The organism is Vibrio inusitatus (assembly GCA_024346935.1).
GTDB lineage: Bacteria > Pseudomonadota > Gammaproteobacteria > Enterobacterales > Vibrionaceae > Vibrio > Vibrio inusitatus.
Window position 1 is genome coordinate 2,155,159 of the sequence record AP024878.1, and the last position, 25,306, is coordinate 2,180,464.

Below are 25,306 nucleotides of genomic sequence, written 5' to 3' on the forward strand. Positions count from 1 at the left end.
TTACACATTTGATAGCGCTAACCGTTGAGAAGCAATGAACAGCGAAGACAACTCGTCCTCTAAAGAGGGCTCAAAGGAAAAATCAGAAGGTCCGAGTAGGAAGTCCTTCTTCGAACGTCTAGGTCAACTTTTTCAAGTGGACCCTAAAGACCGTCAAGAGCTCGTCGATGTCATCCGTGATTCGGAAGAAAACGACCTAATCGATCATGACACTCGAGATATGCTTGAGGGTGTTATGGAAATTGCAGAGCAGAGAGTTCGTGACATCATGATCCCTCGTTCGCAAATGGTGACAGTCGAAAGCACTGACGATCTTGATGCACTCATCAATCTTATCACTGATGCACAACATTCCCGCTACCCTGTTATCAGCGAGGACAAGGACCACGTTGAAGGAATTTTGCTGGCTAAAGACCTATTGAAATATCTAGGTTCGAAAAGCGCACCCTTCGATATAGAACAAGTCATACGCCCTGCTGTGGTTGTCCCTGAAAGTAAACGAGTTGATCGCCTACTTAAAGAGTTCAGAGAAGAGCGTTACCACATGGCAATTGTGGTTGATGAGTTTGGTGGTGTATCGGGCCTAGTCACTATCGAAGATATTCTTGAAGAAATCGTCGGTGAAATTGAGGATGAATTTGACGACGAAGAAGAATTAGAGATCCGCCAACTCAGCAAACACACATTTGCTGTCAGGGCTCTAGCGACTATCGAAGAATTTAATGATACCTTTGACACTAACTTCAGTGATGAAGAAGTGGATACCGTAGGTGGCCTGGTCATGACCCAATTTGGTCATCTACCTAGTCGAGGCGAAATCGTCGAGATCGAGGAGTATAGCTTCAAGGTCACGTCAGCAGATAACCGCCGTATTATTCAACTTCAGGTTACCGTCCCAGACAAAGAGTCTGAAAAAGAGAGTGGCGAATAGCACACTTTCTTTTGGACGAGGTATAACCCTCTAGAAAAATAGACTCAAATATTAAGATGAAATCATTGATGACTCATCGCCTAATGCGGCCGCTTGCGGCCGCTTTTGTTGGCGCCAGTACAACTTTTTCCTTCGCTCCATTTCAAATTTGGCCTATTGCTCTGCTCAGTCCATTGTTATTGCTTTTGCTACTCAAAGGACAATCGACTCGCTCTTCTGCCTTAATAGGCTACTTATGGGGCATCGGGCTATTTGCTACTGGCATCAGTTGGGTACACGTCAGTATCGATACGTTTGGTGGCATGCCCAAAGCCGCTAGCCTGCTATTAATGACTTTACTGGTTGGGTATCTCTCGATCTACTCAGCGTTGTTTGCTGCTTTGTATACGCGATTTAACGGAAGCAGAAACTGGTTTAATGCGCTACTTGTCACTCCAGCATTGTGGCTAATCTGTGATTGGTTGCGAGGTTGGGCTCTGACAGGCTTCCCTTGGCTTTTATTAGGCTACACACAAATAGATTCACCTTTGGCTGGATTAGCGCCTATCGGGGGTGTAGACCTGATTAGCATGTGGGTTATGGCCATATCAAGTAGCCTAGCCATGATTACGACTCGCCGAGCATGGAAGCAAATGTGGATTCCTGTCGTACTATTTACCGTCGCTGGATTAACCCATTTTATCAACTGGGTAACCCCTGACGAAAGTCGCTCACAAACAGTGGCATTAATCCAAGGTAATGTTCAGCAAGAAACAAAATGGCTACCAAGCCAGCGCTGGCCAACGCTAATGAAGTATATGGACCATACTCGCCAAAACTGGGATGCGGATATTATTATCTGGCCAGAGGCAGCCATACCCGCATTTGAAGACGAAGTTACCTCTTTCATGAGCAATCTTGATAAAGCCGCTCGCCAGAATGATTCAGCGGTAATAACTGGAGTCTTGACCCAAGAAGGGCGTAATACTTATTACAACAGTGTCACTACGGTTGGAGTAACACCATCGGGCGAATACAATTACGATACTCAGCCTCGCTATAACAAGCACCATCTGCTGCCGTTTGGTGAATTTGTACCTTTGGAGGACTTTTTAAGACCTCTAGCACCTTTCTTTAACTTACCAATGTCTTCATTTCAGCGTGGTGGTTATGTGCAAGACAACATCGCCGCTAATGGCATGCATATGGTGGTAGCACTATGTTATGAAATAATTTTTGGTCAACAGCTTCGTGACAATATCACCGACGAAACCGACTACATCTTAACGTTATCTAACGATGCTTGGTTTGGTGATTCAATCGGTCCACTTCAGCATATGGCTATCGCTCGCATGAGAGCATTAGAGTTTGGTATGCCTGTGATTCGTGCGACTAACAACGGTGTCACTGCGATCACTGACTATAAAGGCCATATAACAGCTGATCTTCCTCAGTTTGAGGAAGCGGTACTAAAAGCCAAGGTCGTACCAACTAACGGTAAAACCCCTTACGTTCAGTTTGGTGGTTTACCTTTAGATATTATCGTTTTTTGTATCATATTGATCTCATTACTCTTATCTGTACGTAATCGTTCAAAAAACTAATCAATATTTAGTGCAAAAACAGCCTTTACTAGTCCTTATCTAGTAAAGGCTCGCGGCTTTTAGCTTACGGTTTTAAAGGCAATCTAGAGAATTCATCGTGCCCACATTCCGAGCATGCTTGAATTTCGGTGGCATGATTGTATTGGGTTCTGTGCCCACATTTTTCACAAATTAATACACCTAGCCCAATAATTTCGCCCGACTTGTATACCCCTTGATGCTCAAGATCTTGAAAGAACTCAACCCATTCGACTTTAGTTTTATCGGTGATATCCAATAGAGACTGCCAAACAGTGTTTGCAATCATGAGATAAAAAGGCCCCGATTTACTCTCTTCAAAACTATTGGCAAACTCTTGCAGGTCCGACTTAACATACGCCGAAACTAAGGCTAATTCGTCTTTAGTCATATCATTGGCAGCCTCAACCACCTTCTCTGAATTAGCAATAACATTATTTATTTCATCTGGGCTGTGTTTTAAGGTTTCTACTACATCGGATAACAACTCATCATAACTCGTCTGACGTTTTGGCATATGCCCTCCTTTGCCTAATGGCAATTAACATTGCTTAAAGCTTGCTTTGTGGTTGTTGCTTTTAGCTCCTTTAGGTATTCTATGCTGATCTAAAACGAACTGATTTAATCGTTCTCACAGTTTCCAAGAAAATGGATAGCGTCGATGCAAGAACAATACAACCCGCAAGATATTGAACAAAAAGTTCAACAGCACTGGGACAACAATAAAACCTTTGTTGTAAGTGAAGACCCAAACAAAGAAAAATTCTACTGTCTTTCTATGTTTCCGTACCCAAGTGGTCGTCTGCACATGGGCCACGTACGTAACTATACCATTGGTGACGTAGTGTCTCGCTTCCAGCGCCTGCAAGGCAAAAACGTGATGCAACCAATTGGTTGGGATGCTTTTGGCCTACCAGCAGAAAACGCTGCAGTTAAGAACAACACTGCACCTGCTCCTTGGACATACGAAAATATCGAGTACATGAAGAACCAACTTAAGCTTCTTGGCTTTGGTTACGATTGGAACCGTGAGTTCGCGACCTGTACTCCAGAGTACTACCGTTGGGAACAAGGCTTCTTCACTAAGCTCTACGAAAAAGGCTTAGTTTATAAGAAAACCTCTTCAGTTAACTGGTGTCCAAACGACCAAACTGTTCTTGCAAACGAGCAGGTCGAAGATGGCTGCTGCTGGCGTTGCGACACTCCAGTAGAACAAAAGAAGATCCCACAGTGGTTCATTAAAATCACTGAGTACGCACAAGAACTACTAGACGATCTAGACAACCTTGAAGGTTGGCCTGAAATGGTTAAGACCATGCAGCGCAACTGGATCGGTCGCTCTGAAGGCGTTGAGCTGTCTTTCGCTGTTAACGGTGAAGAAGCACCACTAGAAGTGTATACAACTCGTCCTGACACACTAATGGGTGTTTCTTACGTGGGTATCGCTGCTGGTCACCCTCTTGCAGAAAAAGCGTCTCAAAACAATCCTGAGCTTGCTGCATTCGTTGAAGAGTGTCGTAACACTAAAGTTGCTGAAGCAGAACTAGCAACGATGGAAAAGAAAGGTATGGATACAGGCTTAACCGCTATCCACCCTCTTAACGGTCGTGTAGTTCCTGTTTACGTAGCAAACTTCGTTCTTATGGATTATGGCACAGGTGCGGTAATGGCCGTTCCTGCTCACGATCAACGTGACTACGAATTCGCAACTAAGTACGGCATCGATATTATTCCAGTAATCAAACCTGAAGATGGTTCTGAGCTAGATGTGTCTGAAGCCGCTTACACAGAGAAAGGGGTACTGTTTGATTCTGATGAATTCGATGGTCTTGCATTCCAAGAAGCATTCGATGCCATCGCTGCGAAACTTGAAGCTGAAGGCAAAGGTAAGAAAACAGTAAACTTCCGTCTACGTGACTGGGGTGTGTCTCGTCAACGTTACTGGGGTGCTCCAATCCCAATGGTAACGACTGAAGATGGTGAAGTTCATCCAGTACCAGCGGACCAACTGCCAGTAATTCTTCCTGAAGACGTAGTAATGGATGGCGTAACGAGCCCAATCAAGGCAGACAAGTCTTGGGCTGAAACTACATTCAACGGCGAACCAGCTTTGCGTGAGACTGACACGTTCGATACGTTCATGGAGTCTTCATGGTACTACGCTCGTTACTGTTCACCACAAGCTGATGACATTCTAGATCCAGAGAAAGCAAACTACTGGCTACCTGTTGATCAATATGTTGGTGGTATCGAACACGCGTGTATGCATCTGCTTTACTCTCGTTTCTTCCACAAATTGCTTCGTGATGCTGGTTACGTGACCTCTGATGAGCCGTTCAAGCAGCTTCTTTGTCAAGGTATGGTTTTGGCTGACGCCTTCTACCACACCAACGAGAAAGGCACTAAAGAATGGATTGCGCCAACAGATGTAACCGTTGAGCGTGATGGCAAAGGTCGCATCGAGAAAGCGGTAGATGCGCAAGGTCGTAACGTTGAGCACTCTGGCATGATTAAGATGTCTAAGTCTAAGAACAACGGTATAGACCCGCAAGAAATGGTCGACAAGTACGGTGCCGATACAGTCCGTCTATTCATGATGTTTGCATCACCTGCAGACATGACACTTGAGTGGCAAGAGTCTGGTGTTGAAGGTGCAAACCGTTTCCTTAAACGTGTTTGGAAACTGGTTCATGTTCACTCTTCTAAAGGTGTAGCTGAATCTGTTGATGCATCTATTCTATCTGGCGACCAAAAAGCACTTCGTCGTGATATTCATAAGACTATCGCAAAAGTAACGGACGATATCGGCCGTCGTCAAACGTTTAACACTGCAATCGCTGCGATCATGGAACTGATGAACAAGCTAGCGAAAGCGCCACAAGAATCTGTACAAGACCGTGCAATCCTTGATGAAGCGCTAAAAGCGGTAGTTCGCATGCTTTACCCAATGACTCCCCATATCTCTTACGAAATGTGGATTGCATTAGGTGAATCAAACGTAGACTCAGCAACATGGCCTACGTTTGACGAGAAAGCGTTAGTTGAAGACGAGAAAACTATCGTTGTTATGATCAACGGCAAACTACGTGCGAAACTGACAGTTGCAGCAGATGCAACCGAAGAACAAGTTCGTGAGCTTGGTCTAAACGATGAGAACGCGAAGAAGTTCTTAGATGGCTTAACTGTCCGTAAAGTTATCTTCGTACCTGGTAAGCTACTGAATATTGTAGCAAACTAATCTACGCTTAAAACTGAGGGTTACATCATGTAGCCCTCAGCTTTCGTTTTTTATCCTGCTTTTTTGTCGAAGATGACTTTGTTTCAGAGAAGCACGATAAGAACCGAACTTCCTTTAGAGAGTATTCTTTTGATGCAAATTGCACGCCTTTCTCATTTACGCTTAGCTATTGCTCTACTTATTGCCTCATTACTTAGCGGCTGTGGTTTTCATTTTCGCGGTAGTTACTTAGTGCCGGAAGAAGTCAATTCCATGTCTTTGACCAGTTACGATGACTACGCTCAATTTACTCGAGATGTAAAAACGGAATTAAGACAAAATGGCATACATCTTGTCACTCCAGCAGCGAACGTCACCAATATTCATCTGCTCACAGAAAGCATTGACGAACGCACTCTTTCTCTCTATCAAAACAGCCGTGCAGCGGAAAAAGAACTGACTCTAAGGGCGAGCTATCGAGTTGTCGTCCCTGACGTAGGCACTCGAACGTTTAGAACTCAAGTTAACCGCAGTTATCTAGATAACCCGTTAACAGCGCTCGCTAAATCTGTCGAAAGAGACATGATTGAAGATGAGATGCGCAAGCAAGCCGCAAGACAGATCATTCGTCAGTTAGCTCGTCTACGTACCGACCTTGATAACGATGATGGCTCATTTGATACCTTCGTTAATGACGATGGTGTGATAGAAGACCCTTCTCAAAGAAAAGATGACCAAATTAGCCTGCAGGCTGAATACGAGAAAAGCGATCAAGCAACAATACCTGTAGAGCTGCAAACTGCTCCACCTGAATCAAGCGGTACTGAAGCAGACACAGCTGTAGGCTCTGAATCTGACGTTGCAAAGTAGAGAATAAGTATGCGCATCTTTGCCGACAAATTGGCCAGTACACTAAAAAGGCAACTACACCCAGTGTATTTGCTATTTGGTGCTGAGCCCCTACTCATTCAAGAATCTCGAGACCAAATAGAGCATAAAGCCAAATCAGAGGGCTTTAGTGAGGTGTTTCGTTTTTCTATTACTGCTCAAACGGATTGGAATGAGGTCTTTGATGCATGTAATTCAATGAGCCTTTTTGCTGAGAAAAAAATTCTACAGCTAGAACTGCCTGAATCGGGTACCAATCAAGCCATAACAAAAGAGCTACTTAACCTTCATCAAATACTCAATCCTGACGTAATGCTGATCGTTTCAGGAAGCAAACTGACCAAGGCGCAAGAAAATGCGAAGTGGTTTAAAGCTCTGAACTCCAATGGCCTTTGGGTAAGCTGTCTCACACCAGATATTCATCGACTGCCTCAATTTGTACTACAGCGTTGCCACCAACTAGGGCTAAAGCCTGACACTGAAGCAGTACAGATGTTGGCTCAATGGCATGAAGGGAATCTGTTGGCACTGAGTCAGAGTTTAGAAAAGCTTTGTTTACTCTACCCTGACGGAGTACTTACCTTAGTTCGTATAGAATCAGCATTGAGCAGGCACAACCACTTCACGGCATTTAACTGGATTGATGCCATGCTCGAAGGTAAGGCAAAACGTAGCCAGCGAATCCTACGCGAATTGCATGGTGAGGGTGTTGAAGCGGTTATCTTGCTGCGTACGCTACAAAAAGAGCTGAATACTTTGATGAGTTATAAGCAGGAACTCACTAGCAAAAACCTACAACAAGTATTTGACCAATACCGTGTTTGGAACAACAAGCGCCCGCTTTATACAGCTGCACTTAACCGCCATACACCAACAACACTCTATAGTATGGTTTGCACATTGGCTGATGCAGAACATACCGTAAAAACAGACTACGACAACAGTGTATGGCCAATACTTACTCAGTTGACACTCGATATGAGCATGCCACGAAACGCTTAGCAGCGACGCATGGTATACTTTTTGATACCAAAATAAATTTATTAAGGAGCCGGCATTGCAAGGCGAAGCATTAAGAGACTTTTTAGCTGATAAAGCTGACGATATGAAAGCGCAAAAGATCGTTACATTGGATGTTCAAGGTAAATCAAGTGTGACTGACTACATGTTGGTTTGCACTGGCACCTCTAAGCGCCACGTATCTTCTATCGCGGATCATATTGCTATTGAAGCGAAAAAGATCGGTATTGAGCCTCTAGGAATGGATGGTGAAATTGAGGGTGAATGGGTTGTCGTAGATATGGGTTCTACTATGGTTCATGTCATGCAAGAAGAACATCGTGAGCTTTACCAACTAGAAAAACTTTGGGGTTAATTAGTGAAGATCCAACTCGTTGCCGTTGGCACTAAAATGCCAAAGTGGGTAGAAGAAGGCTTTAATGAGTACAAGCGTCGTTTTCCAAACGATATGCCGCTAGAGCTCATTGAAATTACTGCTGGTAAACGAGGCAAAAATGCCGATATTGCGCGCATCTTGCAAAAAGAAGGCGAAGCCATGTTGGCTGCGGTACCTAAAGGTAACCGTATTGTTACCTTGGATATTCCTGGCAAGCCTTGGGATACACCACAACTGGCTAAACAGTTGGATCGCTGGAAACTTGACGCTCGAGATGTATCCATCTTAATCGGTGGTCCTGAGGGTTTAGCTCCTGCCTGTAAAGCTGCAGCAGAGCAAAGTTGGTCACTCTCTCCTTTGACTCTCCCTCATCCGTTGGTGCGCGTAGTAATGGCCGAGAGTCTTTATAGAGCTTGGAGCGTTAACGCGAACCACCCATACCATCGTGAGTAAAAGAGCATGATGCGTAAGCGCTCTCATTTTAGAGACCATAAACTCGAGACTCGACTTTTTGGCAATCGTGCGTTGGTTGCCTTCATTGGTATTCTCGTGCTCATCTGTCTCCTTATCGTTAACCTGTATCATATTCAGGTTAATCAATTTCAAGACTACCAAACTCGTTCTAATGACAACCGTATCAAAGTCGTACCCATTGCGCCTAACCGTGGCTTAATCTATGACAGAAATGGTATTGTTTTAGCTGAGAATAGACCTGTATTTTCCCTAGAAATCACCCCAGAAAAGGTCCCAAATCTTGATGAGACAATTTCTCGCCTTCAGCAGCTACTACCCGCTATTTCAGAAGAGCAAGTTGAACGATTTCAGCGAGACCGCAAGCGCTCTCGACGATTCAAGTCAGTTCCACTGCTCGGTCAACTTTCAGAAGAACAGGTCGCAATTTTCTCTGTCCACCAGCATGATTTTCCTGGTGTAGAAGTAAATGCAACCTTAAAGCGCTTTTATCCCTATGGCGAGATCCTGACTCATGTTCTCGGCTACGTATCCCGTATCAACGATCGCGACATACAGCGCTTAACTCGCGAAGATAAGGTACAGGATTACCAAGCAACTCATGATATCGGCAAACTGGGAATAGAACGTTACTACGAAGATATCCTGCACGGCAAACCAGGCTACCAAGAAGTGGAAGTCAATAGTCGTGGTCGCGTCATTCGTACCCTCAAATATGAGCCACCAACTCCAGGTGAAGATATCGTACTTAACATCGATATCAAGCTACAAAACTATCTGTTCGAACTCCTAGACGGTCGCCGAGGCAGCGCAGTAATTCTTGAACCCCATACTGATGCAGTACTCGCTATGGTATCTAGCCCTAGTTATGATCCTAATTCTTTTGTTCATGGTATTTCAGGAAAAGATTATAGGGCGCTACTCAGCGATATCAATCGCCCACTAGTCAACCGAGCCACACTCGGTATTTATCCTCCGGCATCGACAGTAAAACCATTTATTGCCGTGGCTGCTTTAGAGGAAAAAGTCATTACCCCAACCACTACACGTAATGACCCAGGATACTGGCGCATTCCAAACTCCAAGACTCGTCCATTTAGAGATTGGTTACGCTGGGGACATGGTGAAGTCGATATTAACAAAGCCATTGAAGAATCAGTGGATACCTTCTTCTATCAAGTTGCTTATGATTTGGGCATCGACCGTATTTCCAAATGGATGCAAGAGTTCGGGTTTGGCGATTACACCGGCATCGATATCTATGAAGAAAGCAAAGCTAACATGCCTACGCGTGAATGGAAACGAGCCAGACATAACACACCTTGGTATCAAGGGGATACTATCCCTGTTGGCATAGGCCAAGGTTACTGGACGGCAACGCCAATACAAATAGCCAAAGCCACTTCAGTATTGATCAATGAAGGCAAGGTGATGGCGCCGCAAATTCTTCGTTCAACCATAAAACCTGTTGAGCACAATGGCGTTGTGGAAGAATTCAAACAACCGGAACTTTACCCTCCAATAACCGGTGTGAAGAAGGAGTTTTGGACCATCGCTAAGCACGGTATGTATTTGGTTAACCACGGCAAGCGAGGCACTGCTCGTCGCGCATTTGCAGGACTGAAATATAAAAGCGCCGGAAAATCGGGAACAGCACAGGTATTCGGACTTGCAGAAGATGAAAAATATGATGCTGACGAAATTGCTGAACACTTGCGTGATCACGCTCTGTTCACAGGGTTCGCACCCTACGATAACCCTCAGGTTATTTTGACCATTGTACTAGAGAATGCAGGCGGTGGTTCAACTCATGGGGCACCTGTAGCAAGACAAATTTTTGACCATATTTTGTTAGATCAAACTTATGACTATATCGAGCCTGAAGAATGAAACTAGATCCTGAAACAGGCAAAAATCGCTCTCTGTTTGAGCGTATGCATCTTGACCTTCCATTGATCTTTGGCGTCTTGATCCTGATGGGATGTTCATTGGTGATCATGTATAGCGCGAGTGGCCAAAATATGGCGATGATGGAGCGCCAAATGATGCGCATGATATTGGCTCTAGGTGTCATGGTTATCATGGCTCAAATAACGCCAAGGACCTATGAAACACTCGCTCCATTGCTTTTCACTGGAGGGCTTATCCTATTACTAGGGGTGCTCTTTTTTGGTGAGGCATCAAAAGGGGCGCAACGTTGGCTTAATCTTGGCTTTGTGCGCTTTCAACCTTCTGAATTAATGAAACTAGCTGTACCTCTAATGGTCGCAAGATACATAGGTAACCGCCCTCTTCCACCAAGTTTTAGGGTTCTAGTGACATCCTTAATCTTGGTTATGCTACCAACGATATTAATCGCTAAACAGCCAGATCTTGGTACTTCAATCTTGATTGCGGCCTCAGGTATATTCGTCATTTTCCTAGCGGGTATTAGCTGGAACATCATCCTATCGGCAGCCTTAGCGGTGGGTGCATTCGTACCAATTTTGTGGTTTTTCTTAATGCGTGAATATCAAAAAGTGCGCGTTAGAACCCTGTTTGATCCCGAATCTGATCCCCTAGGTGCTGGTTATCATATTATTCAAAGTAAGATAGCTATTGGTTCTGGCGGTTTAACAGGAAAAGGTTGGCTCCAAGGCACGCAATCACAATTAGAGTTCCTACCTGAGCGCCATACTGACTTCATATTTGCCGTTATTGCTGAAGAGTGGGGACTGATTGGAGTCATGCTCTTACTTACTGTCTATCTATTCATCATTGGTCGCGGTTTATATCTTGCTAGTCAGGCTCAAACAGCCTTTGGTCGAATGATGGCGGGCAGTGTGGTGCTGAGTTTCTTCGTTTACATCTTTGTAAATATCGGTATGGTGAGCGGGATTTTACCCGTTGTGGGCGTTCCTTTGCCATTAATCAGTTATGGTGGCACCTCAATGGTGACCTTGATGGCGGGTTTTGGCATATTAATGTCGATCCAAACTCATAGAAAAATGCTTTCGAAGGCAAACTAATGCGAATACTTACAACCCTAGGATTGGGCGTAGCTCTGACAATCATTGCTGGATGTTCAGGATCGGACAAAGACCGCTATGCAATAGCACAAGACGTACCACCCGACTCGCCTATCTCATTGAATCATATTGAGGACGCAACCCCACGTTACGAACCCTATAGTTTAGGTGGAAACAAAGATTACACTGTACGAGGGAAATCCTATTCTGTGATAAATAACCCTGAGGGTTTTACAGAGAAGGGAAAAGCCTCTTGGTACGGCAAGAAATTTCATGGGCATTTGACCTCAAATGGCGAAACCTATGATATGTATTCCATGAGTGCCGCTCACAAAAACCTTCCTATTCCAAGCTACGTAAAAGTCACCAATGTCGACAATGGAAAAACAACTGTTGTTCGTGTCAATGACAGAGGGCCATTTCATGAAGGGAGAATTATCGACCTGAGTTATGCGGCTGCAACTAAACTTGGAGTAGTGCAAACTGGCGTGGCCAATGTCGAAATAGAATTTATTACGACCAAGTCAAAGTCGGGTAACAATACAACATCGGATGCTCACCCAAGCTATGTGATTCAAGTCGCTAGCCTAGGAAATGCAGCCAATTCGAAGAAGCTGTCCAACACACTCACAGAAGAGTATGAACAGCCAAGTTATGTAGAAAAACAGGATACCATCAATAGAATTTATATTGGTCCAATTGCGGACGCTCTCGAAGCCAAGCAACTCCTGGAAAAACTACAACAAAATGGACATCCGAGCGCTTTTATTAAAAAGCATAAACCTGAGTAGATTGGGCGCGGATAAAAAATCACACTTTGGCAAGCATTATACTAGTTTCTCTGGTCTAGACTTTTGATTCTGCTACTATACAAAAAGTTTTGCCTTCAATTTGGACATTACACGGAAAAGATGAAAACTATCACCCAATCACTTAAATCTCTCGCCGTAACGAGTGCCCTTGCCTCAGTTGCTTTTTCAGCAATCACTCAGGCTGCACCGATCGTGCTACCTGATGCTCCGCAGATTGCAGCCAAAGGCTATGTACTGATGGATTACAACTCAGGCAAAGTATTGGCTGAGAAAGAGATGAATACTCAACTTCATCCAGCAAGTTTAACTAAGATGATGACAAGCTATGTTATTGGCCAAGAGCTAAAGCGTGGCAACATATCTAAAGATGATGAAGTCGTTATTAGCAAGAATGCTTGGGCGAAGAACTTCCCTGACTCATCAAAGATGTTCATCGAAGTCGGTACAACCGTTACGGTTGATGAGCTTAATCACGGCATTATCATTCAATCAGGCAACGATGCATGTGTTGCAATGGCTGAACATGTTGCAGGCTCTGAAGATGCCTTCGTTGATCTAATGAACGCTTGGGCAAAATCGCTAGGTATGAATAACTCACACTTTGCTAATGTCCACGGTCTTGATAACGATAACCTATATTCAACCCCATACGACATGGCGCTACTAGGTAAAGCACTGATTCGTGACGTGCCTGATGAGTATGCACTGTACGCAGAGAAGCAATTCACCTACAACGGCATCACACAGTACAACCGTAATGGTTTGTTGTGGGATAAAAGCATGAACGTTGATGGTATCAAGACCGGCCACACTAGTAATGCTGGTTACAGCCTAGTGAGCTCTGGTACAGAAGGTCAGATGCGCCTTGTTGCCGTCGTGATGGGCACTAAGAGTGCTAATGCTCGTAAAGCAGAAAGCAAAAAACTTCTGAACTATGGATTCCGTTTCTTCGAAACAGTCGCTCCTCATAAAAAAGGCGAAGTGTTTGCTGAAGAGAAAATCTGGATGGGTAGTCAAGACACCGTTAAATTGGGTCTAGCTGAAGATACCTACGTAACACTTCCACGTGGCGTAGCAAAGAATCTACAAGCTAGCTTTGTTCTTGATAAAGAATTAAAAGCACCAATCGCGCAAGGTGATGTTGTGGGCCGAGTGTTTTACCAAGTCGATGGTGAAGACATCGCTGAATACCCGTTACTTGCATTAGAAAATGTTGATGAAGGTGGGATATTTAGTCGACTAATCGATTATTTAGTACTGCTAGTTAAAAGCTGGTTCTAAGGGTTTTAGCCTAAGTTAACTTGAAAAGAAGCTGCTTTATAGCAGCTTCTTTTTTATTTTTAGCTAGCTTGAAATGCAAGCAATAGAACCTCATATTGAGTTTTTAGTTCAATCAAAGTAACATTCGCGCCTTAAATGGCCCTTATTTACACTATTTCCATTTGGAGTCGCAACCATGCAAGAGCAACCAAAACTAAAAGACCTGTTGGAGTTCCCGTGCCAATTTTCTTACAAAGTAATGGGTTACGCAAAACCAGAACTACCAGATCTCATCTTGGAAGTAATCCAACGCCACGCACCTGGTAGCTATAGCCCTAAAATTACTCCAAGTGGTAAAGGTACATACAATGCAGTATCTGTAACTATTACAGCGACTTCTATCGAGCAAGTTGAAACACTGTATAAAGAACTCGGTGAAATTGAAATCGTTCGTGTCGTATTATAAGCAGCAACGCTTAAAGACCGATAAATTGTAAGCTATTGATCTTAAAAGTGGTGCTTCTTTCAGCACCACTTTTTGTAATACAAATAGTACTAATTCGCCTTTTTCTAGTAGAAATAACCTCACGTTGCTAGTAATGTGCGTACATCGATATAGATGATTCAGGGAAGTAACGAATTGCCTAACGACACAGAGAAACAAGCAGACACAAGCCCATCGCTACTCAGTAATCGGTTGGAAATCCACCATCTTGGTCGTCAAGATTACCAACCAATATGGCAAAGAATGCATCGATTTACTGATGAACGAGACGATAATACCGTTGATCAAGTATGGATTGTTGAGCACAATCCTGTTTTTACACAAGGCCAAGCAGGTAAAGAGGAGCACCTCCTTAATACCGGTGATATCCCTGTGGTAAAAAGTGATCGCGGTGGTCAGGTTACTTATCATGGCCCAGGCCAAATGGTAGTCTACTTCCTATTGAACTTGCGTCGACGAGGTTTAGGGGTGCGTGAACTGGTGACTCATATTGAGAACACCGTGGTTCAAACCCTTGCTAAGCTCGGTATCGAATCCGCTGCTCGCCCAGACGCTCCTGGCGTGTATGTGGATGGTAAAAAGATCTGCTCCCTTGGACTTCGAATCCGAAAAGGTTGCTCCTTTCACGGACTAGCTCTGAATATAGATATGGATCTCTCCCCTTTCCTACGTATCAATCCTTGCGGTTATGCGGGTATGGAAATGGTTCAGGTCGCTGATTTCACAACTGAAGGTCAGCGTGCAAACATTCAAGGTATTCTGGTTAAGGAATTAAGTGCCTTACTGGATTACACAGACGTAATAGAAATGACAGAAAGCTATGAGTAAACCAATTCAAATGGAAAAAGGCGTCAAATATCGCGACGCTGATAAGATGGCGCTGATCCCTACTAAGTCAGTTCCTGTTGAACGCAGCGAAGTCCTTCGCAAGCCTGAATGGATGAAGATCAAACTACCGGCTGATAGCCAGCGCATTCAAGATATCAAGTCTGCTATGCGTAAAAACAATCTGAACTCGGTATGTGAAGAAGCTTCTTGCCCTAACCTAGCCGAGTGTTTTAACCACGGTACAGCAACCTTTATGATCTTAGGTGCTATCTGTACTCGTCGCTGTCCTTTCTGTGATGTAGCCCATGGTCGTCCGGTCGCCCCGGAAACAAACGAACCACAAAAGCTTGCTCAAACCATCAAGGATATGAAGCTAAAGTACGTTGTTATTACCTCAGTAGACCGTGATGACCTTCGCGATGGTGGGGCTAAACACTTTGCTGATTGTAACGAAGAAATCCGTAAGCTAAATCCAAACATTCGCATTGAGACGCTGGTTCCTGACTTCCGTGGCCGTATGGATAAAGCTCTAGAAGAGCTTAAGCTGAATCCACCGGATGTATTCAACCATAACCTAGAAACAGCACCGCGCCTGTACCGTCGTGTGCGCCCTGGTGCTAACTATAAGTGGTCTCTAGAGCTTCTGAAGAAATTTAAAGAGCAGCATCCTGACGTCCCAACTAAGTCTGGCGTAATGATGGGCTTAGGCGAAACTAAAGAAGAGATCGTAGAAGTGCTTAAAGATCTTAGAGCGCACGGCGTAAGCATGCTCACTCTAGGCCAATACCTAGCACCAAGCCGTCATCATCTACCAGTAGAACGCTACGTTCCACCAGCAGAGTTCGATGAACTAAAAGAGATTGCACTAGAGCTTGGGTTCACCCATGCGGCCTGTGGTCCTTTCGTACGTTCTTCGTACCACGCAGACCTACAAGCAAAGGGCGAAGAAGTTAAGTAAAAAATCCCCTAGGATTTTTTATCCCAGAAAAGCGACTAAGTTTTATCTGGGATCTTCCTGATTGCCCAACTCTGTATTTCAAGATCCTAGATTGCTTCGCAGCTCTCTAGGATCTTAGAACGTGCTTATCTGAGCAACGTACTCTCTAAGGTTCTGGATAAGCTCTTGAGCTTTCCAGAATGACGCCTTTGCTTTGGTTAAACTTGTGCGTTGAAACCCTCGCTCTAACTCACCTCCCTTCCCCATTTGCGACAAACCTCAAAACTCCCAAATAAACACCAACACATTGTCGTGGTTTTTTGCTTTCTACGCTAAGCCCATTATGATTAGAGTTAGGACTAGTCATAAATAAGGGAGGTCGTTTGATGCGACTGTTATTATGCGCGCTGTCAGCTCTATTTTTGTGGGGCTGTGCAGATAAAAACACTCAAGAAGACAACTACTTAGAAGCATCATTTGAACTGTGTAACACCGAGGTCTCACTCTACTCAGTCAGTGATGATGGCAAGGTTCGCATCATTTGTGCGGATGGATCTAAGTTCGCTCTAGATAATGAAAAAACGCTAGAGATCATGCGCGATATCAATATTGATTATTGTTCAGGTGAAGGACTCTCTAAATTTAGCGAGAGTCGCCGCTATTATACATTCCGTTGTAAATCTGGCACTCAGTTAAGTATCAACAAAGGCGGTTAACGGCCAAGTAAATTCTCATCAAGCGATAATTAGAGAAGTGCTCAATAAATCCATTTTTTCAACATTGAGAATTAGGTAGAATTGAGCGCTTCTAGCATTGCTTTGGAATACAATGAACCCTTCGCTGAGATACATTCAGGGCTACCCCGAACATATAGTCACGCCAGTCACCCGACTTGTAGAGTCAGGGCAGCTAAACACATGGTTTGAGCAACGTTACCCCACTAAGCATACAATCAAAAGCGAAAAAGCCTTGTTTGAATATACTATGGCGATTAAGAATCGCTTTTTGAGAAAATCTGCACCGCTCAGCAAAGTGATTTACGACCACAAAATTCATCTCATCAACAATGCTCTGGGGCTGCACTCTTACGTTAATCGTATTCAAGGTAACAAGGTAAAAGCAAAGAACGAAATTCGTATCGCTAGCGTATTCAAAGATGCACCAGAGCCACTATTGCGGATGTTGATCGTGCACGAATTAGCGCACTTAAAAGAGAAAGATCACAACAAAGCCTTTTATCAACTTTGTTGCCATATGGAGCCTGATTATCATCAACTTGAGCTCGATGCTCGGCTTTTCATGATGTATCTAGAAAACCAGTAAACAAAAAAGCGAGCCATTAGGCTCGCTTTGGTCATTTGGGGTACTTTGATCTTATGCGTAAACAGGTTTACGGTTACAGATTTCTAGTACCTTAGCTTTAGTCGCTTCAATAACTGACTCATCACCCATGTTGTCTAAGATGTCACACATCCAGCCAGCAAGATTCTTCGCGTCTTCTTCAGTGAAACCACGACGAGTAATTGAAGGTGAACCAATACGAATACCAGAAGTAACGAATGGACTACGAGGGTCGTTTGGTACAGAGTTCTTGTTCACAGTGATGTTAGCTGCGCCAAGAGCCGCATCCGCTTCTTTACCTGTGATGTCTTTGTCGATTAGATCAACAAGGAACAAATGGTTTTCTGTAGAGCCAGAAACGATGTTGTAACCGCGAGCTAGGAACTCAGCAACCATTGCTTTTGCGTTTGCAACAACGCGCGCTTGGTACTCTTTAAATTCAGGTTCTAGTGCTTCTTTAAACGCTACCGCTTTACCAGCGATAACGTGCATTAGAGGACCACCTTGACCACCAGGGAATACTGCAGAGTTTAATTTCTTGTAAAGATCTTCACCTTCATTAGAAAGAATCAAACCACCACGAGGACCTGCTAGGGTTTTGTGAGTCGTTGTTGTTACAACGTGAGCGTGTGGTACAGGGTTAGGATACACACCCGCAGCGATAAGACCCGCAACGTGCGCCATATCAACAAAGAAGTAAGCGCCAACTTTATCTGCGATTTCACGCATACGTGCCCAATCACATATTTGAGAGTATGCAGAGAAACCACCAATGATCATCTTAGGCTTGTGTTCTACTGCCAAAGCTTCCATTTCTTCGTAGTCAATTTGACCTTTCTCATCGATACCGTAAGGAATGATGTTGTACAACTTACCAGAGAAGTTTACTGGAGAACCGTGAGTCAGGTGACCACCGTGAGCAAGGCTCATGCCTAATACTGTATCGCCAGCATTAAGTAGTGCCATGTAAACAGCGTTGTTTGCTTGAGAACCTGAGTGAGGTTGAACGTTCGCGTATTGTGCACCAAATAACTCACATGCACGCTCGATAGCTAGTGTCTCTACCTTATCAACGTACTCGCAACCACCATAGTAACGTTTGCCTGGATAGCCTTCAGCATACTTGTTAGTTAGCTGAGAGCCTTGAGCTTCCATTACACGTGGGCTTGTGTAGTTTTCTGAAGCGATAAGTTCAATGTGCTCTTCTTGACGCACTGTCTCTTCTTGGATTGCGGTAAATAGGTCCGCATCATAATCAGCGATGTTCATGTCACGCTTTAGCATCTGTATCTCCTGACTCAGATTAAACTGTAAATAGCTAAAAAAACCACACAATGACCAAAAGCAAACGTTTTCGTCACGGCAATGGCGGCATTTTACCGAAATAAATTCGTATCACAAATTTTTTTTGTCCCTGTTTTCTATAGGTATATTCGCTTAAATAACCAACTGAATAAAGACCTATCTGGGATTCTCTTTTTTGAGGCTCTCAACTTTACACTGTGTAAATCAAGAATTACACGCTGTTAACAAAAAAGTTGCGCAAACAGTTCGGTAAAGCACAGTTTTCCTATACTATTCGCGGCTGGATTTGCAAGGTTAAGTACAATGAACAAACATAGCTTTCTCGAGGATTGCGCTGCTATATTTACTGGTACTTTGCTAGTGGCAGTTGGGATCTATTTTTTAAAGTCATCATCCATGATAGTGGGAGGAACGGCAGGTCTTGGATTGCTATTTACGCAATTTATCGATCTTAGTTTCGGTACCATGTATTTCTTGGTGAACATTCCCTTTTATTTCTTGGCATGGACTCGCCTTGGAAAGCGATTCACCATTAACAGCATAATTTGTGTCTCTCTTGTATCTGTCATGGCTGATAACCTGCACCACGTGATGCGCTTTGAAGTACTCACGCCTGCTTTTGCGGCGATTGCTGGCGGAACATTTATAGGATTAGGCTTACTGGTTCTTTTTCGTCATCGTGCCAGCTTAGGAGGGTCAAATGTATTGTGTCTAGTAATCCAAGATAAGATGGGTATCTCTGTGGGGAAAACACAGCTGTTGTTCGATACCTCGATCTTGATTTGCTCGCTCTATTTTATCCCTTTAACACTGATTGCTTGGTCTATATTGGCCGCCGTATTCATCAATCTGATTTTATGGATGAACCACAAGCCAACTCGCTACACCGTTCAATATCAGTAGAATACAAAAAGGGCTTTGAATGATTCAAAGCCCTTCTCACTTAACACGTTACTTTTTAACTAATGAGCTATCTGTTTTCGCTCAAGTATGCAGGCACTTCTTTAATACTATCCAACACCACACTGGCAACAGCCTCTCCCTTTTCAGTGACAGGCTTGCCTGTACGCACCAAGATCTTCGTGCCAACACCTGCGGATTCTGCTGCCATCATATCTTCAGCTTTATCACCAATCATGATGGAGTTTTGCATATCAATGTTCAAGAAGTCTCTAGCCGAGATAAACATACCTGGCTTAGGTTTTCGACATTCACAATCTTGTTTGTAATCGCCAATACCGTGCTCAGGGTGATGCGGGCAATAATAGATGCCATCGAGTTCAACACCATTATCCGAGAAGTTCCAATCCATCCATTGCGTTAAAGACTCAAATCGCTCTTCGCTAAATTTGCCTCGCGCTATTCCAGATTGATTAGTCACCAACACTAATAGATACCCCATCTGTTGTAACTTTTTGGTTGCCTCAAATACGCCAGGAATATATTCGAAATCATGCTCATCATGCACATATCCATGATCAACATTAATAACACCATCACGATCTAAAAAAACGGCTGGTTTAGGCACGGTTAACTACTCTGCTCTACTTCATAAAGATGGTAACGATTATCGCACGCTTTGTTACCACTCGCACCCTTGATTTGGCGTTTAGCCGTCTAGACGTAAAAATACCTATTGACTTGAGTCAATGAAATATCTAGCATCTCTGCAAGATTTAAACTCCTCTACCTAATCATGTAGGCTATTTGATGATAGAGATTAAGCAAGTTAACAAAGTATTCTATCAAGGTAAGACCGCTATTAGCGCCTTGAAAGATATCAACTTAACCATCGCCAAAGGCAATATCTTTGGTGTAATTGGTTCTTCCGGTGCAGGTAAAAGCACCCTAATTCGTTGCGTTAACATGCTAGAAGCTCCGACTAGCGGCGAAGTCATCGTTGATGGTGTTGATCTCACTAAGCTATCTAAGAAAGAACTTTCAGAAGCACGCCGTAACATCGGTATGATCTTCCAGCACTTCAACCTGCTTTCTTCTCGTACTGTATTTGAAAATATCGCCCTGCCTCTAGAGCTTGCAGGTAAAGATAAGCAAACAATAGAAAGTAAAGTCGCAGAGTTATTAGGTCTAGTCGGTCTCACCGATAAGCGCGATACCTATCCTGCCAATCTTAGTGGTGGACAAAAACAACGTGTAGCGATTGCACGTGCACTTTCCAGTGACCCTAAGGTACTGTTATGCGACGAGGCGACTAGCGCCCTTGATCCAGCAACCACTCAGTCAATCCTTGGCTTGCTAAAAACCATCAACCGTCAACTCGGTATCACAATCCTTATCATCACCCATGAAATGGATGTCGTGAAGAACATCTGTCATGAGGTTGCCATTATTGGTGATGGTGAGCTTGTTGAGAAAGGATCAGTTGGTGACATTTTTGCTCATCCAAAAACAGAGCTTGCCCACCAGTTTATTCGCTCAACCCTAGACCTTTCTATCCCTGAGGATTACGAGTCGCGTCTATTGAGTGAACGTAAAGAAGGCAGTTATCCATTAGTACGACTGGAATTCACCGGTGCTAGTGTCGATGCTCCAGTGATCAGTCAAATCACTCGCAAGTTTAATATTGATATATCAATTCTAAGCTCGGATTTAGACTACGCAGGTGGCGTGAAGTTCGGCATGATGGTGGCAGAATTCTTCGGCAATGAAGAGGCCGACAATGCCGCGATTCAATACCTAAAAGATAACAATGTAAAAGTAGAGGTGCTTGGCTATGTCTTATGATGTACTAGTTGACTGGTTCAATCTAAATAGCGGACTTTTATTAAAAGCCACTTGGGAAACCCTGTATATGGTGGGTTTTTCTGGCATTGTTGGTTTTGCAGTTGGTATTCCTCTAGGCGTAGTCCTTCATACAACCAAACGTGGTGGTTTGCTAGAAAACCAGCGTCTGAACTCAATTTTGGGTGCCATTGTCAACATAGGACGAAGCGTGCCTTTCCTTGTGCTTATGGTTGCCATAATCCCATTTACTAAGCTTCTTATTGGAACCTTTATCGGCACAACAGCCGCTATCGTGCCGCTAACCATAGGTGCTATCCCATTTGTGGCTCGTCTTATCGAGGGTGCACTTCTTGAGGTACCAAGTGGCTTAGTAGAAGCGGCTCAATCGATGGGCGCAACACCGCTACAAATTATTAATAAGGTACTGCTTCCAGAAGCACTACCAACCATCATCAATTCAGTTACTATCACACTAGTTACCTTAGTTAGCTATTCAGCTATGGCAGGAACCGTGGGTGGTGGTGGCCTAGGTGATGTTGCTATTCGCTATGGCTTTCACCGCTATGATGTTGTGATCATGGCAGTGACAGTTGTAATGCTTATTGTATTGGTGCAAATCATTCAGTCTGTGGGTGACGCACTGGTTCGTAAAGTTGACCACAGATAAGAATTTAAAAATTATACGGAGATAGTTATGAAATTTAACCTAAAGAACATTTTAACCCTTGCGATTGCAACGTCGGCTTTGGCTCTGACTGGTTGTGGCGACAAAGAACAAGACCTAAGCAAGATTAAGGTCGGCGTAATGGCAGGTGCTGAAGCACAAGTTGCTGAAGTAGCGGCAAAGGTTGCTAAAGAGAAATACGATCTTGATGTTGAGCTAGTTACTTTCACAGATTACGTTACACCAAACGCCGCTCTAGATGATGGTTCTGTGGACGTAAACGCATTCCAACACAAGCCATATCTTGATCAACAAATTACTGATCGTAGCTACAAGCTAGCTATCGCAGGTAACACTTTTGTTTATCCAATCGCCGGTTACTCTAAAGAAATCAAATCTGTCGACGAGTTAGAAGAAGGTGCACGTATTGCAGTACCAAACGATCCAACTAACCTTGGTCGTTCACTGCTACTTCTTGAGCAACAAGGTATAATCGAACTACGTGCAGGCGCAGGTCTATTGGCTACAGTTCGTGACATCACTGCAAACCCTAAAAACATCACGATTGTTGAGCTTGATGCAGCACAACTACCTCGCTCTTTAGACGACGTAGCACTTTCAATCATCAACACGACTTACGCAAGTTCTATCGACTTAACACCAGAACGTGATGGCGTATTTGTTGAAGACAAAGAATCTCCGTACGTAAACCTTATTGTATCGCGTGAAGACAACTTAAACGCTGAAAACGTACAGAACTTTGTAAAAGCGTACCAAACTGAAGAAGTCTACAACGCCGCTTCTGACATCTTTAAAGGTGGCGTAGTTAAGGGCTGGTAATCAGCATACCTTAAACGTTAATCTTACAAATAACCGTCACTATCACTAGTGGCGGTTTTTTTATGCCCTTATTTCACGTCAAACCGCTTCTAATGACCTTGTAAGATAAACACATATCAATTTAGCCTCTATCGCTATTTTCGACATGTATCGTCTTTACGGGCGAGAGAGCATAAGCCCTATGTTCCTGTCATACACAATTATTAGTATCACTGTGACCTAATACCATCGTAGTAAATAACTGTTCACCCTAGCTTGTTAAAACACTTGATAACGGCGTTAGAATTTTTGATTGTAGAATAACTACTTATCAAAAAATTCTGCTTTGTTTTCTAGCGTTTTTCCTGCGCTTTTTATGCTCACTTACTTACTGTGATTGGTATAATTGATTATTTAGCTTAGTAGAACCCGACTTTGATGTTCGTGCGACGAAGAATCGTCGTCCCCGAAGTGCTTTATCGGGGACCTTTTATAAAAACAGATACCCGATAAAACACTCGAATATGACTAGTACCCTAAGGCCAGATTAGCGCTTAAGAGACTGGTTGATAGCTTGCAGCAAACCCAATATGAACCCATTTAGATAGATATTGTTAAATCTAATCTTGCAGTGCGCATAAAAAAGAATAGATAAGCTAATATGGCTGGGCAATGAGGCGACAGGGAATCAATACGGAATATTGGTCGTTGCTCTTTGTAAACTCCAGATACAAAAATGGTCAGCATAGGCTGACCATTTTTTATCAAATGTTAACGTATCTACTAAGGCGTGTAGAACGTTGCTGCACCTGGACCTACTGGTAGACCAAATACAAATACCCATAGGTAGAACAGGATAGACCAACCAAATAGGAAACAGATTGAGTACGGAAGCATCGTTGCCACCAGTGTACCAATACCTAGATTCTTCATATAGCGAGTCGCTACCGCTAGGATAAGACCGAAGTAACTCATCATTGGAGTAATGATGTTAGTCGTCGAGTCACCAATACGGTAAGCCGCCTGAATCGTCTCTGGTGCGTAACCAACAAGCATTAGCATAGGAACGAAGATTGGTGCTGTTACAGCCCACTGAGCCGAAGCTGAACCAATCATTAGGTTAATGAAGCCACACATCAGAATGAATGCGAAGAACAACATTGGACCTGTCAAACCGATAGTTTGTAGGAAGTCTGCACCCGCAACTGCAAATACTTGACCGAAGTTTGTCCACTTGAAGAAAGCAACGAACTGCGCAGCAAAGAAAACTAGAACAATGTATAGACCCATTGAAGACATTGATTTAGCCATGGCATCAATGACATCACGGTCAGTTTTCATAGTGCCGACAACGCGACCATATACAAAACCTGGGATAGCAAAGAACACAAAGATAAAGGCAACGATACTCTTCAAGAATGGAGAGCCCGAAACCAGACCTGTTTCTGGGTGACGTAATGCGCCCCACTCAGGAACGACCGTCAGAGCTATCATTGCACTTACCGCAACAACCGCTAAACCCGCCATCTTAAGACCACGTTTTTCTTCAGGCTTTAGTGAGCCCATGCTGTCATTAGATAAGTCTTCAGCCGCTTCTTCATCGTTATATTTGCCAAGTTTTGGCTCAACAATCTTTTCAGTTACAAAGGCACCTGTGATTGCAATGAAGAAGGTAGAAACAAACATGAAGTACCAGTTTGATTCAGGGCCTACAGAGTACGTAGGGTCGATCATTTGTGCTGCTGTTTCAGTGATACCTGAAAGCAGAGGATCTACCGTACCAATTAGAAGGTTTGCAGAATAACCACCCGACACACCAGCAAAGGCAGCTGCTAGACCGGCTAGAGGATGACGACCTAATGAGTGGAAAAGCATAGCGGCTAGAGGGATAAGAACCACATAACCAAGCTCAGAAGCTGTGTTAGAAATAATACCCGCAAAAACGACTGTTACTGTAACCATACGCTGAGAAGCGTTCATTACTAGGCCACGCATCGCAGCAGAAAGCATGCCTGAGTGTTCTGCAATAGCCACACCAAGCATTGCTACTAGAACCGTACCTAGAGGCGCGAAACCAGTAAAGTTAGTTACAAGGTTAGTAACGATTAAACGTAGACCTTCACCATTAAGAAGGCTCACGACTTTAATAACGCCATCGGCGCTACGACCTGCTGCACCCTCTGGGCGAGGATCCATTACAGAAACATCAAAATATCCAGCAATGCCAGACAGGACTAAGATTGCCACACAGAAAATAGCAAATAAAGTGATTGGGTGTGGTAATAGGTTACCTAGGTATTCGACGCCATCCAGAAAACGAGTGAATAGCGGCTTTTTAGGCGGTTGTTGTGTTTGTGAAGCAGATGTGCTCATCTGAGTTCTCCTTTAATTATTTTTATCTCTCTTTTTGCATCTCAACCAGCAGGTTGTGGCACGTTATTTCCCTAACGCAGCAAAAAGGAGCCGGAAACATACCCTAGTACGGCACAATTTAAAAGGTGGAAGAGCCTTTATAAATCAAAGAAATGTGTCAAAAAAAGGTTAAAAAAGGTCAATATTTAGGAGATATTAAGCAAAA

The 25,306-nt window shown here is 43.7% G+C and carries 24 protein-coding genes; 20 read left to right on the top strand and 4 right to left on the bottom strand.

The features are described 5' to 3' along the window. The first annotated feature begins 34 nt into the window (after nucleotides 1–34). Both corC and lnt read left to right on the top strand, forming a co-directional pair. Nucleotides 35–931, top strand: coding sequence for a CNNM family magnesium/cobalt transport protein CorC (gene corC / locus OCU48_RS09945; RefSeq protein WP_141345521.1), 897 nt, complete (start codon nucleotides 35–37; stop codon nucleotides 929–931). Between the two features lie 56 nt (nucleotides 932–987). Continuing rightward, nucleotides 988–2,514 carry an apolipoprotein N-acyltransferase gene (gene lnt / locus OCU48_RS09950; protein WP_167496184.1) on the top strand — a complete coding sequence of 509 codons (1,527 nt, stop codon included), beginning with the start codon at nucleotides 988–990 and terminating at the stop codon, nucleotides 2,512–2,514. A gap of 64 nt (nucleotides 2,515–2,578) precedes the next feature. On the opposite strand, the gene OCU48_RS09955 is transcribed toward lnt, so the two are convergent. After that, a complete protein-coding gene (locus tag OCU48_RS09955; RefSeq protein WP_141345519.1) occupies nucleotides 2,579–3,049 on the bottom strand; it encodes a zinc ribbon-containing protein in 471 nt (156 codons plus the stop codon). Nucleotides 3,050–3,193: 144 nt separating this feature from the next. Between OCU48_RS09955 and leuS the strand changes: the two genes are divergently transcribed. The 14 genes from leuS to OCU48_RS10025 all read left to right on the top strand — a co-directional run bounded on the left by leuS (nucleotide 3,194) and on the right by OCU48_RS10025 (nucleotide 17,177). Then, nucleotides 3,194–5,770, top strand: coding sequence for a leucine--tRNA ligase (leuS, locus tag OCU48_RS09960; RefSeq protein ID WP_141345518.1), 2,577 nt, complete (start codon nucleotides 3,194–3,196; stop codon nucleotides 5,768–5,770). Nucleotides 5,771–5,902: 132 nt separating this feature from the next. Continuing rightward, on the top strand, nucleotides 5,903–6,619 hold the full coding sequence (locus OCU48_RS09965) for an LPS-assembly lipoprotein LptE (RefSeq protein ID WP_141345517.1): 717 nt from the start codon (nucleotides 5,903–5,905) through the stop codon (nucleotides 6,617–6,619). A 9-nt stretch (nucleotides 6,620–6,628) separates the two neighbouring features. Then, on the top strand, nucleotides 6,629–7,639 hold the full coding sequence (gene holA / locus OCU48_RS09970) for a DNA polymerase III subunit delta (protein WP_141345516.1): 1,011 nt from the start codon (nucleotides 6,629–6,631) through the stop codon (nucleotides 7,637–7,639). 55 nt (nucleotides 7,640–7,694) lie between these two features. Next, on the top strand, nucleotides 7,695–8,012 hold the full coding sequence (gene rsfS / locus OCU48_RS09975; RefSeq protein WP_141345515.1) for a ribosome silencing factor: 318 nt from the start codon (nucleotides 7,695–7,697) through the stop codon (nucleotides 8,010–8,012). 3 nt (nucleotides 8,013–8,015) lie between these two features. After that, nucleotides 8,016–8,486: a 23S rRNA (pseudouridine(1915)-N(3))-methyltransferase RlmH gene (gene rlmH, locus OCU48_RS09980; protein WP_017029164.1), complete on the top strand. Its 471-nt coding sequence runs from the start codon at nucleotides 8,016–8,018 to the stop codon at nucleotides 8,484–8,486. Nucleotides 8,487–8,492: 6 nt separating this feature from the next. Beyond that, a complete protein-coding gene (mrdA, locus tag OCU48_RS09985; RefSeq protein WP_141345514.1) occupies nucleotides 8,493–10,394 on the top strand; it encodes a penicillin-binding protein 2 in 1,902 nt (633 codons plus the stop codon). Further along, nucleotides 10,391–11,512, top strand: a complete 1,122-nt coding sequence (gene rodA, locus OCU48_RS09990) for a rod shape-determining protein RodA (RefSeq protein WP_141345513.1) — start codon at nucleotides 10,391–10,393, stop codon at nucleotides 11,510–11,512. The genes mrdA and rodA overlap by 4 nt, the downstream gene beginning before the upstream one ends. Then, nucleotides 11,512–12,303: a septal ring lytic transglycosylase RlpA family protein gene (locus tag OCU48_RS09995; protein WP_141345512.1), complete on the top strand. Its 792-nt coding sequence runs from the start codon at nucleotides 11,512–11,514 to the stop codon at nucleotides 12,301–12,303. Before rodA ends, OCU48_RS09995 begins: the two co-directional genes overlap by 1 nt. 120 nt (nucleotides 12,304–12,423) lie before the next feature. Next, complete coding sequence (locus OCU48_RS10000) at nucleotides 12,424–13,605, top strand: serine hydrolase (RefSeq protein ID WP_141345511.1); 1,182 nt, start codon at nucleotides 12,424–12,426, stop codon at nucleotides 13,603–13,605. A 175-nt stretch (nucleotides 13,606–13,780) separates the two neighbouring features. After that, a complete protein-coding gene (gene ybeD / locus OCU48_RS10005) occupies nucleotides 13,781–14,050 on the top strand; it encodes a DUF493 family protein YbeD (RefSeq protein ID WP_141345510.1) in 270 nt (89 codons plus the stop codon). 153 nt (nucleotides 14,051–14,203) lie between these two features. Then, entirely contained in the window at nucleotides 14,204–14,917 is a 714-nt protein-coding gene (gene lipB / locus OCU48_RS10010; RefSeq protein ID WP_141345509.1) for a lipoyl(octanoyl) transferase LipB, read from the top strand. Next, nucleotides 14,910–15,875 carry a lipoyl synthase gene (gene lipA / locus OCU48_RS10015; RefSeq protein WP_017029157.1) on the top strand — a complete coding sequence of 322 codons (966 nt, stop codon included), beginning with the start codon at nucleotides 14,910–14,912 and terminating at the stop codon, nucleotides 15,873–15,875. The genes lipB and lipA overlap by 8 nt, the downstream gene beginning before the upstream one ends. 365 nt (nucleotides 15,876–16,240) lie before the next feature. Next, nucleotides 16,241–16,570 carry a hypothetical protein gene (locus OCU48_RS10020; protein ID WP_141345508.1) on the top strand — a complete coding sequence of 110 codons (330 nt, stop codon included), beginning with the start codon at nucleotides 16,241–16,243 and terminating at the stop codon, nucleotides 16,568–16,570. A 112-nt stretch (nucleotides 16,571–16,682) separates the two neighbouring features. Then, the gene (locus tag OCU48_RS10025) at nucleotides 16,683–17,177 is read left to right on the top strand and encodes a M48 metallopeptidase family protein (protein ID WP_141345507.1); all 495 of its coding nucleotides are present in this window, start codon (nucleotides 16,683–16,685) and stop codon (nucleotides 17,175–17,177) included. 51 nt (nucleotides 17,178–17,228) lie between these two features. On the opposite strand, the gene glyA is transcribed toward OCU48_RS10025, so the two are convergent. Beyond that, nucleotides 17,229–18,479: a serine hydroxymethyltransferase gene (gene glyA / locus OCU48_RS10030; RefSeq protein WP_141345506.1), complete on the bottom strand. Its 1,251-nt coding sequence runs from the start codon at nucleotides 18,477–18,479 to the stop codon at nucleotides 17,229–17,231. Nucleotides 18,480–18,803: 324 nt separating this feature from the next. On the opposite strand from glyA, the gene OCU48_RS10035 reads away from it, so the two are divergent. Then, a complete protein-coding gene (locus OCU48_RS10035; protein ID WP_141345505.1) occupies nucleotides 18,804–19,403 on the top strand; it encodes a YitT family protein in 600 nt (199 codons plus the stop codon). A 67-nt stretch (nucleotides 19,404–19,470) separates the two neighbouring features. On the opposite strand, the gene gmhB is transcribed toward OCU48_RS10035, so the two are convergent. Further along, entirely contained in the window at nucleotides 19,471–20,028 is a 558-nt protein-coding gene (gmhB, locus tag OCU48_RS10040) for a D-glycero-beta-D-manno-heptose 1,7-bisphosphate 7-phosphatase (protein WP_141345504.1), read from the bottom strand. Between the two features lie 182 nt (nucleotides 20,029–20,210). Between gmhB and metN the strand changes: the two genes are divergently transcribed. Genes metN through OCU48_RS10055 form a run of 3 tightly spaced genes read left to right on the top strand, consistent with a single transcriptional unit; the run spans nucleotide 20,211 to nucleotide 22,749 of the window. Beyond that, the gene (metN, locus tag OCU48_RS10045) at nucleotides 20,211–21,245 is read left to right on the top strand and encodes a methionine ABC transporter ATP-binding protein MetN (RefSeq protein WP_141345503.1); all 1,035 of its coding nucleotides are present in this window, start codon (nucleotides 20,211–20,213) and stop codon (nucleotides 21,243–21,245) included. Beyond that, nucleotides 21,235–21,912 carry a methionine ABC transporter permease gene (locus OCU48_RS10050; RefSeq protein ID WP_141345502.1) on the top strand — a complete coding sequence of 226 codons (678 nt, stop codon included), beginning with the start codon at nucleotides 21,235–21,237 and terminating at the stop codon, nucleotides 21,910–21,912. The genes metN and OCU48_RS10050 overlap by 11 nt, the downstream gene beginning before the upstream one ends. 27 nt (nucleotides 21,913–21,939) lie before the next feature. Then, nucleotides 21,940–22,749 carry a MetQ/NlpA family lipoprotein gene (locus OCU48_RS10055; RefSeq protein WP_141345501.1) on the top strand — a complete coding sequence of 270 codons (810 nt, stop codon included), beginning with the start codon at nucleotides 21,940–21,942 and terminating at the stop codon, nucleotides 22,747–22,749. A gap of 762 nt (nucleotides 22,750–23,511) precedes the next feature. Here OCU48_RS10055 and OCU48_RS10060 read toward each other — a convergent pair. Next, nucleotides 23,512–25,101: an AbgT family transporter gene (locus OCU48_RS10060; RefSeq protein ID WP_141345500.1), complete on the bottom strand. Its 1,590-nt coding sequence runs from the start codon at nucleotides 25,099–25,101 to the stop codon at nucleotides 23,512–23,514. Between the last annotated feature and the right edge of the window lie 205 nt (nucleotides 25,102–25,306).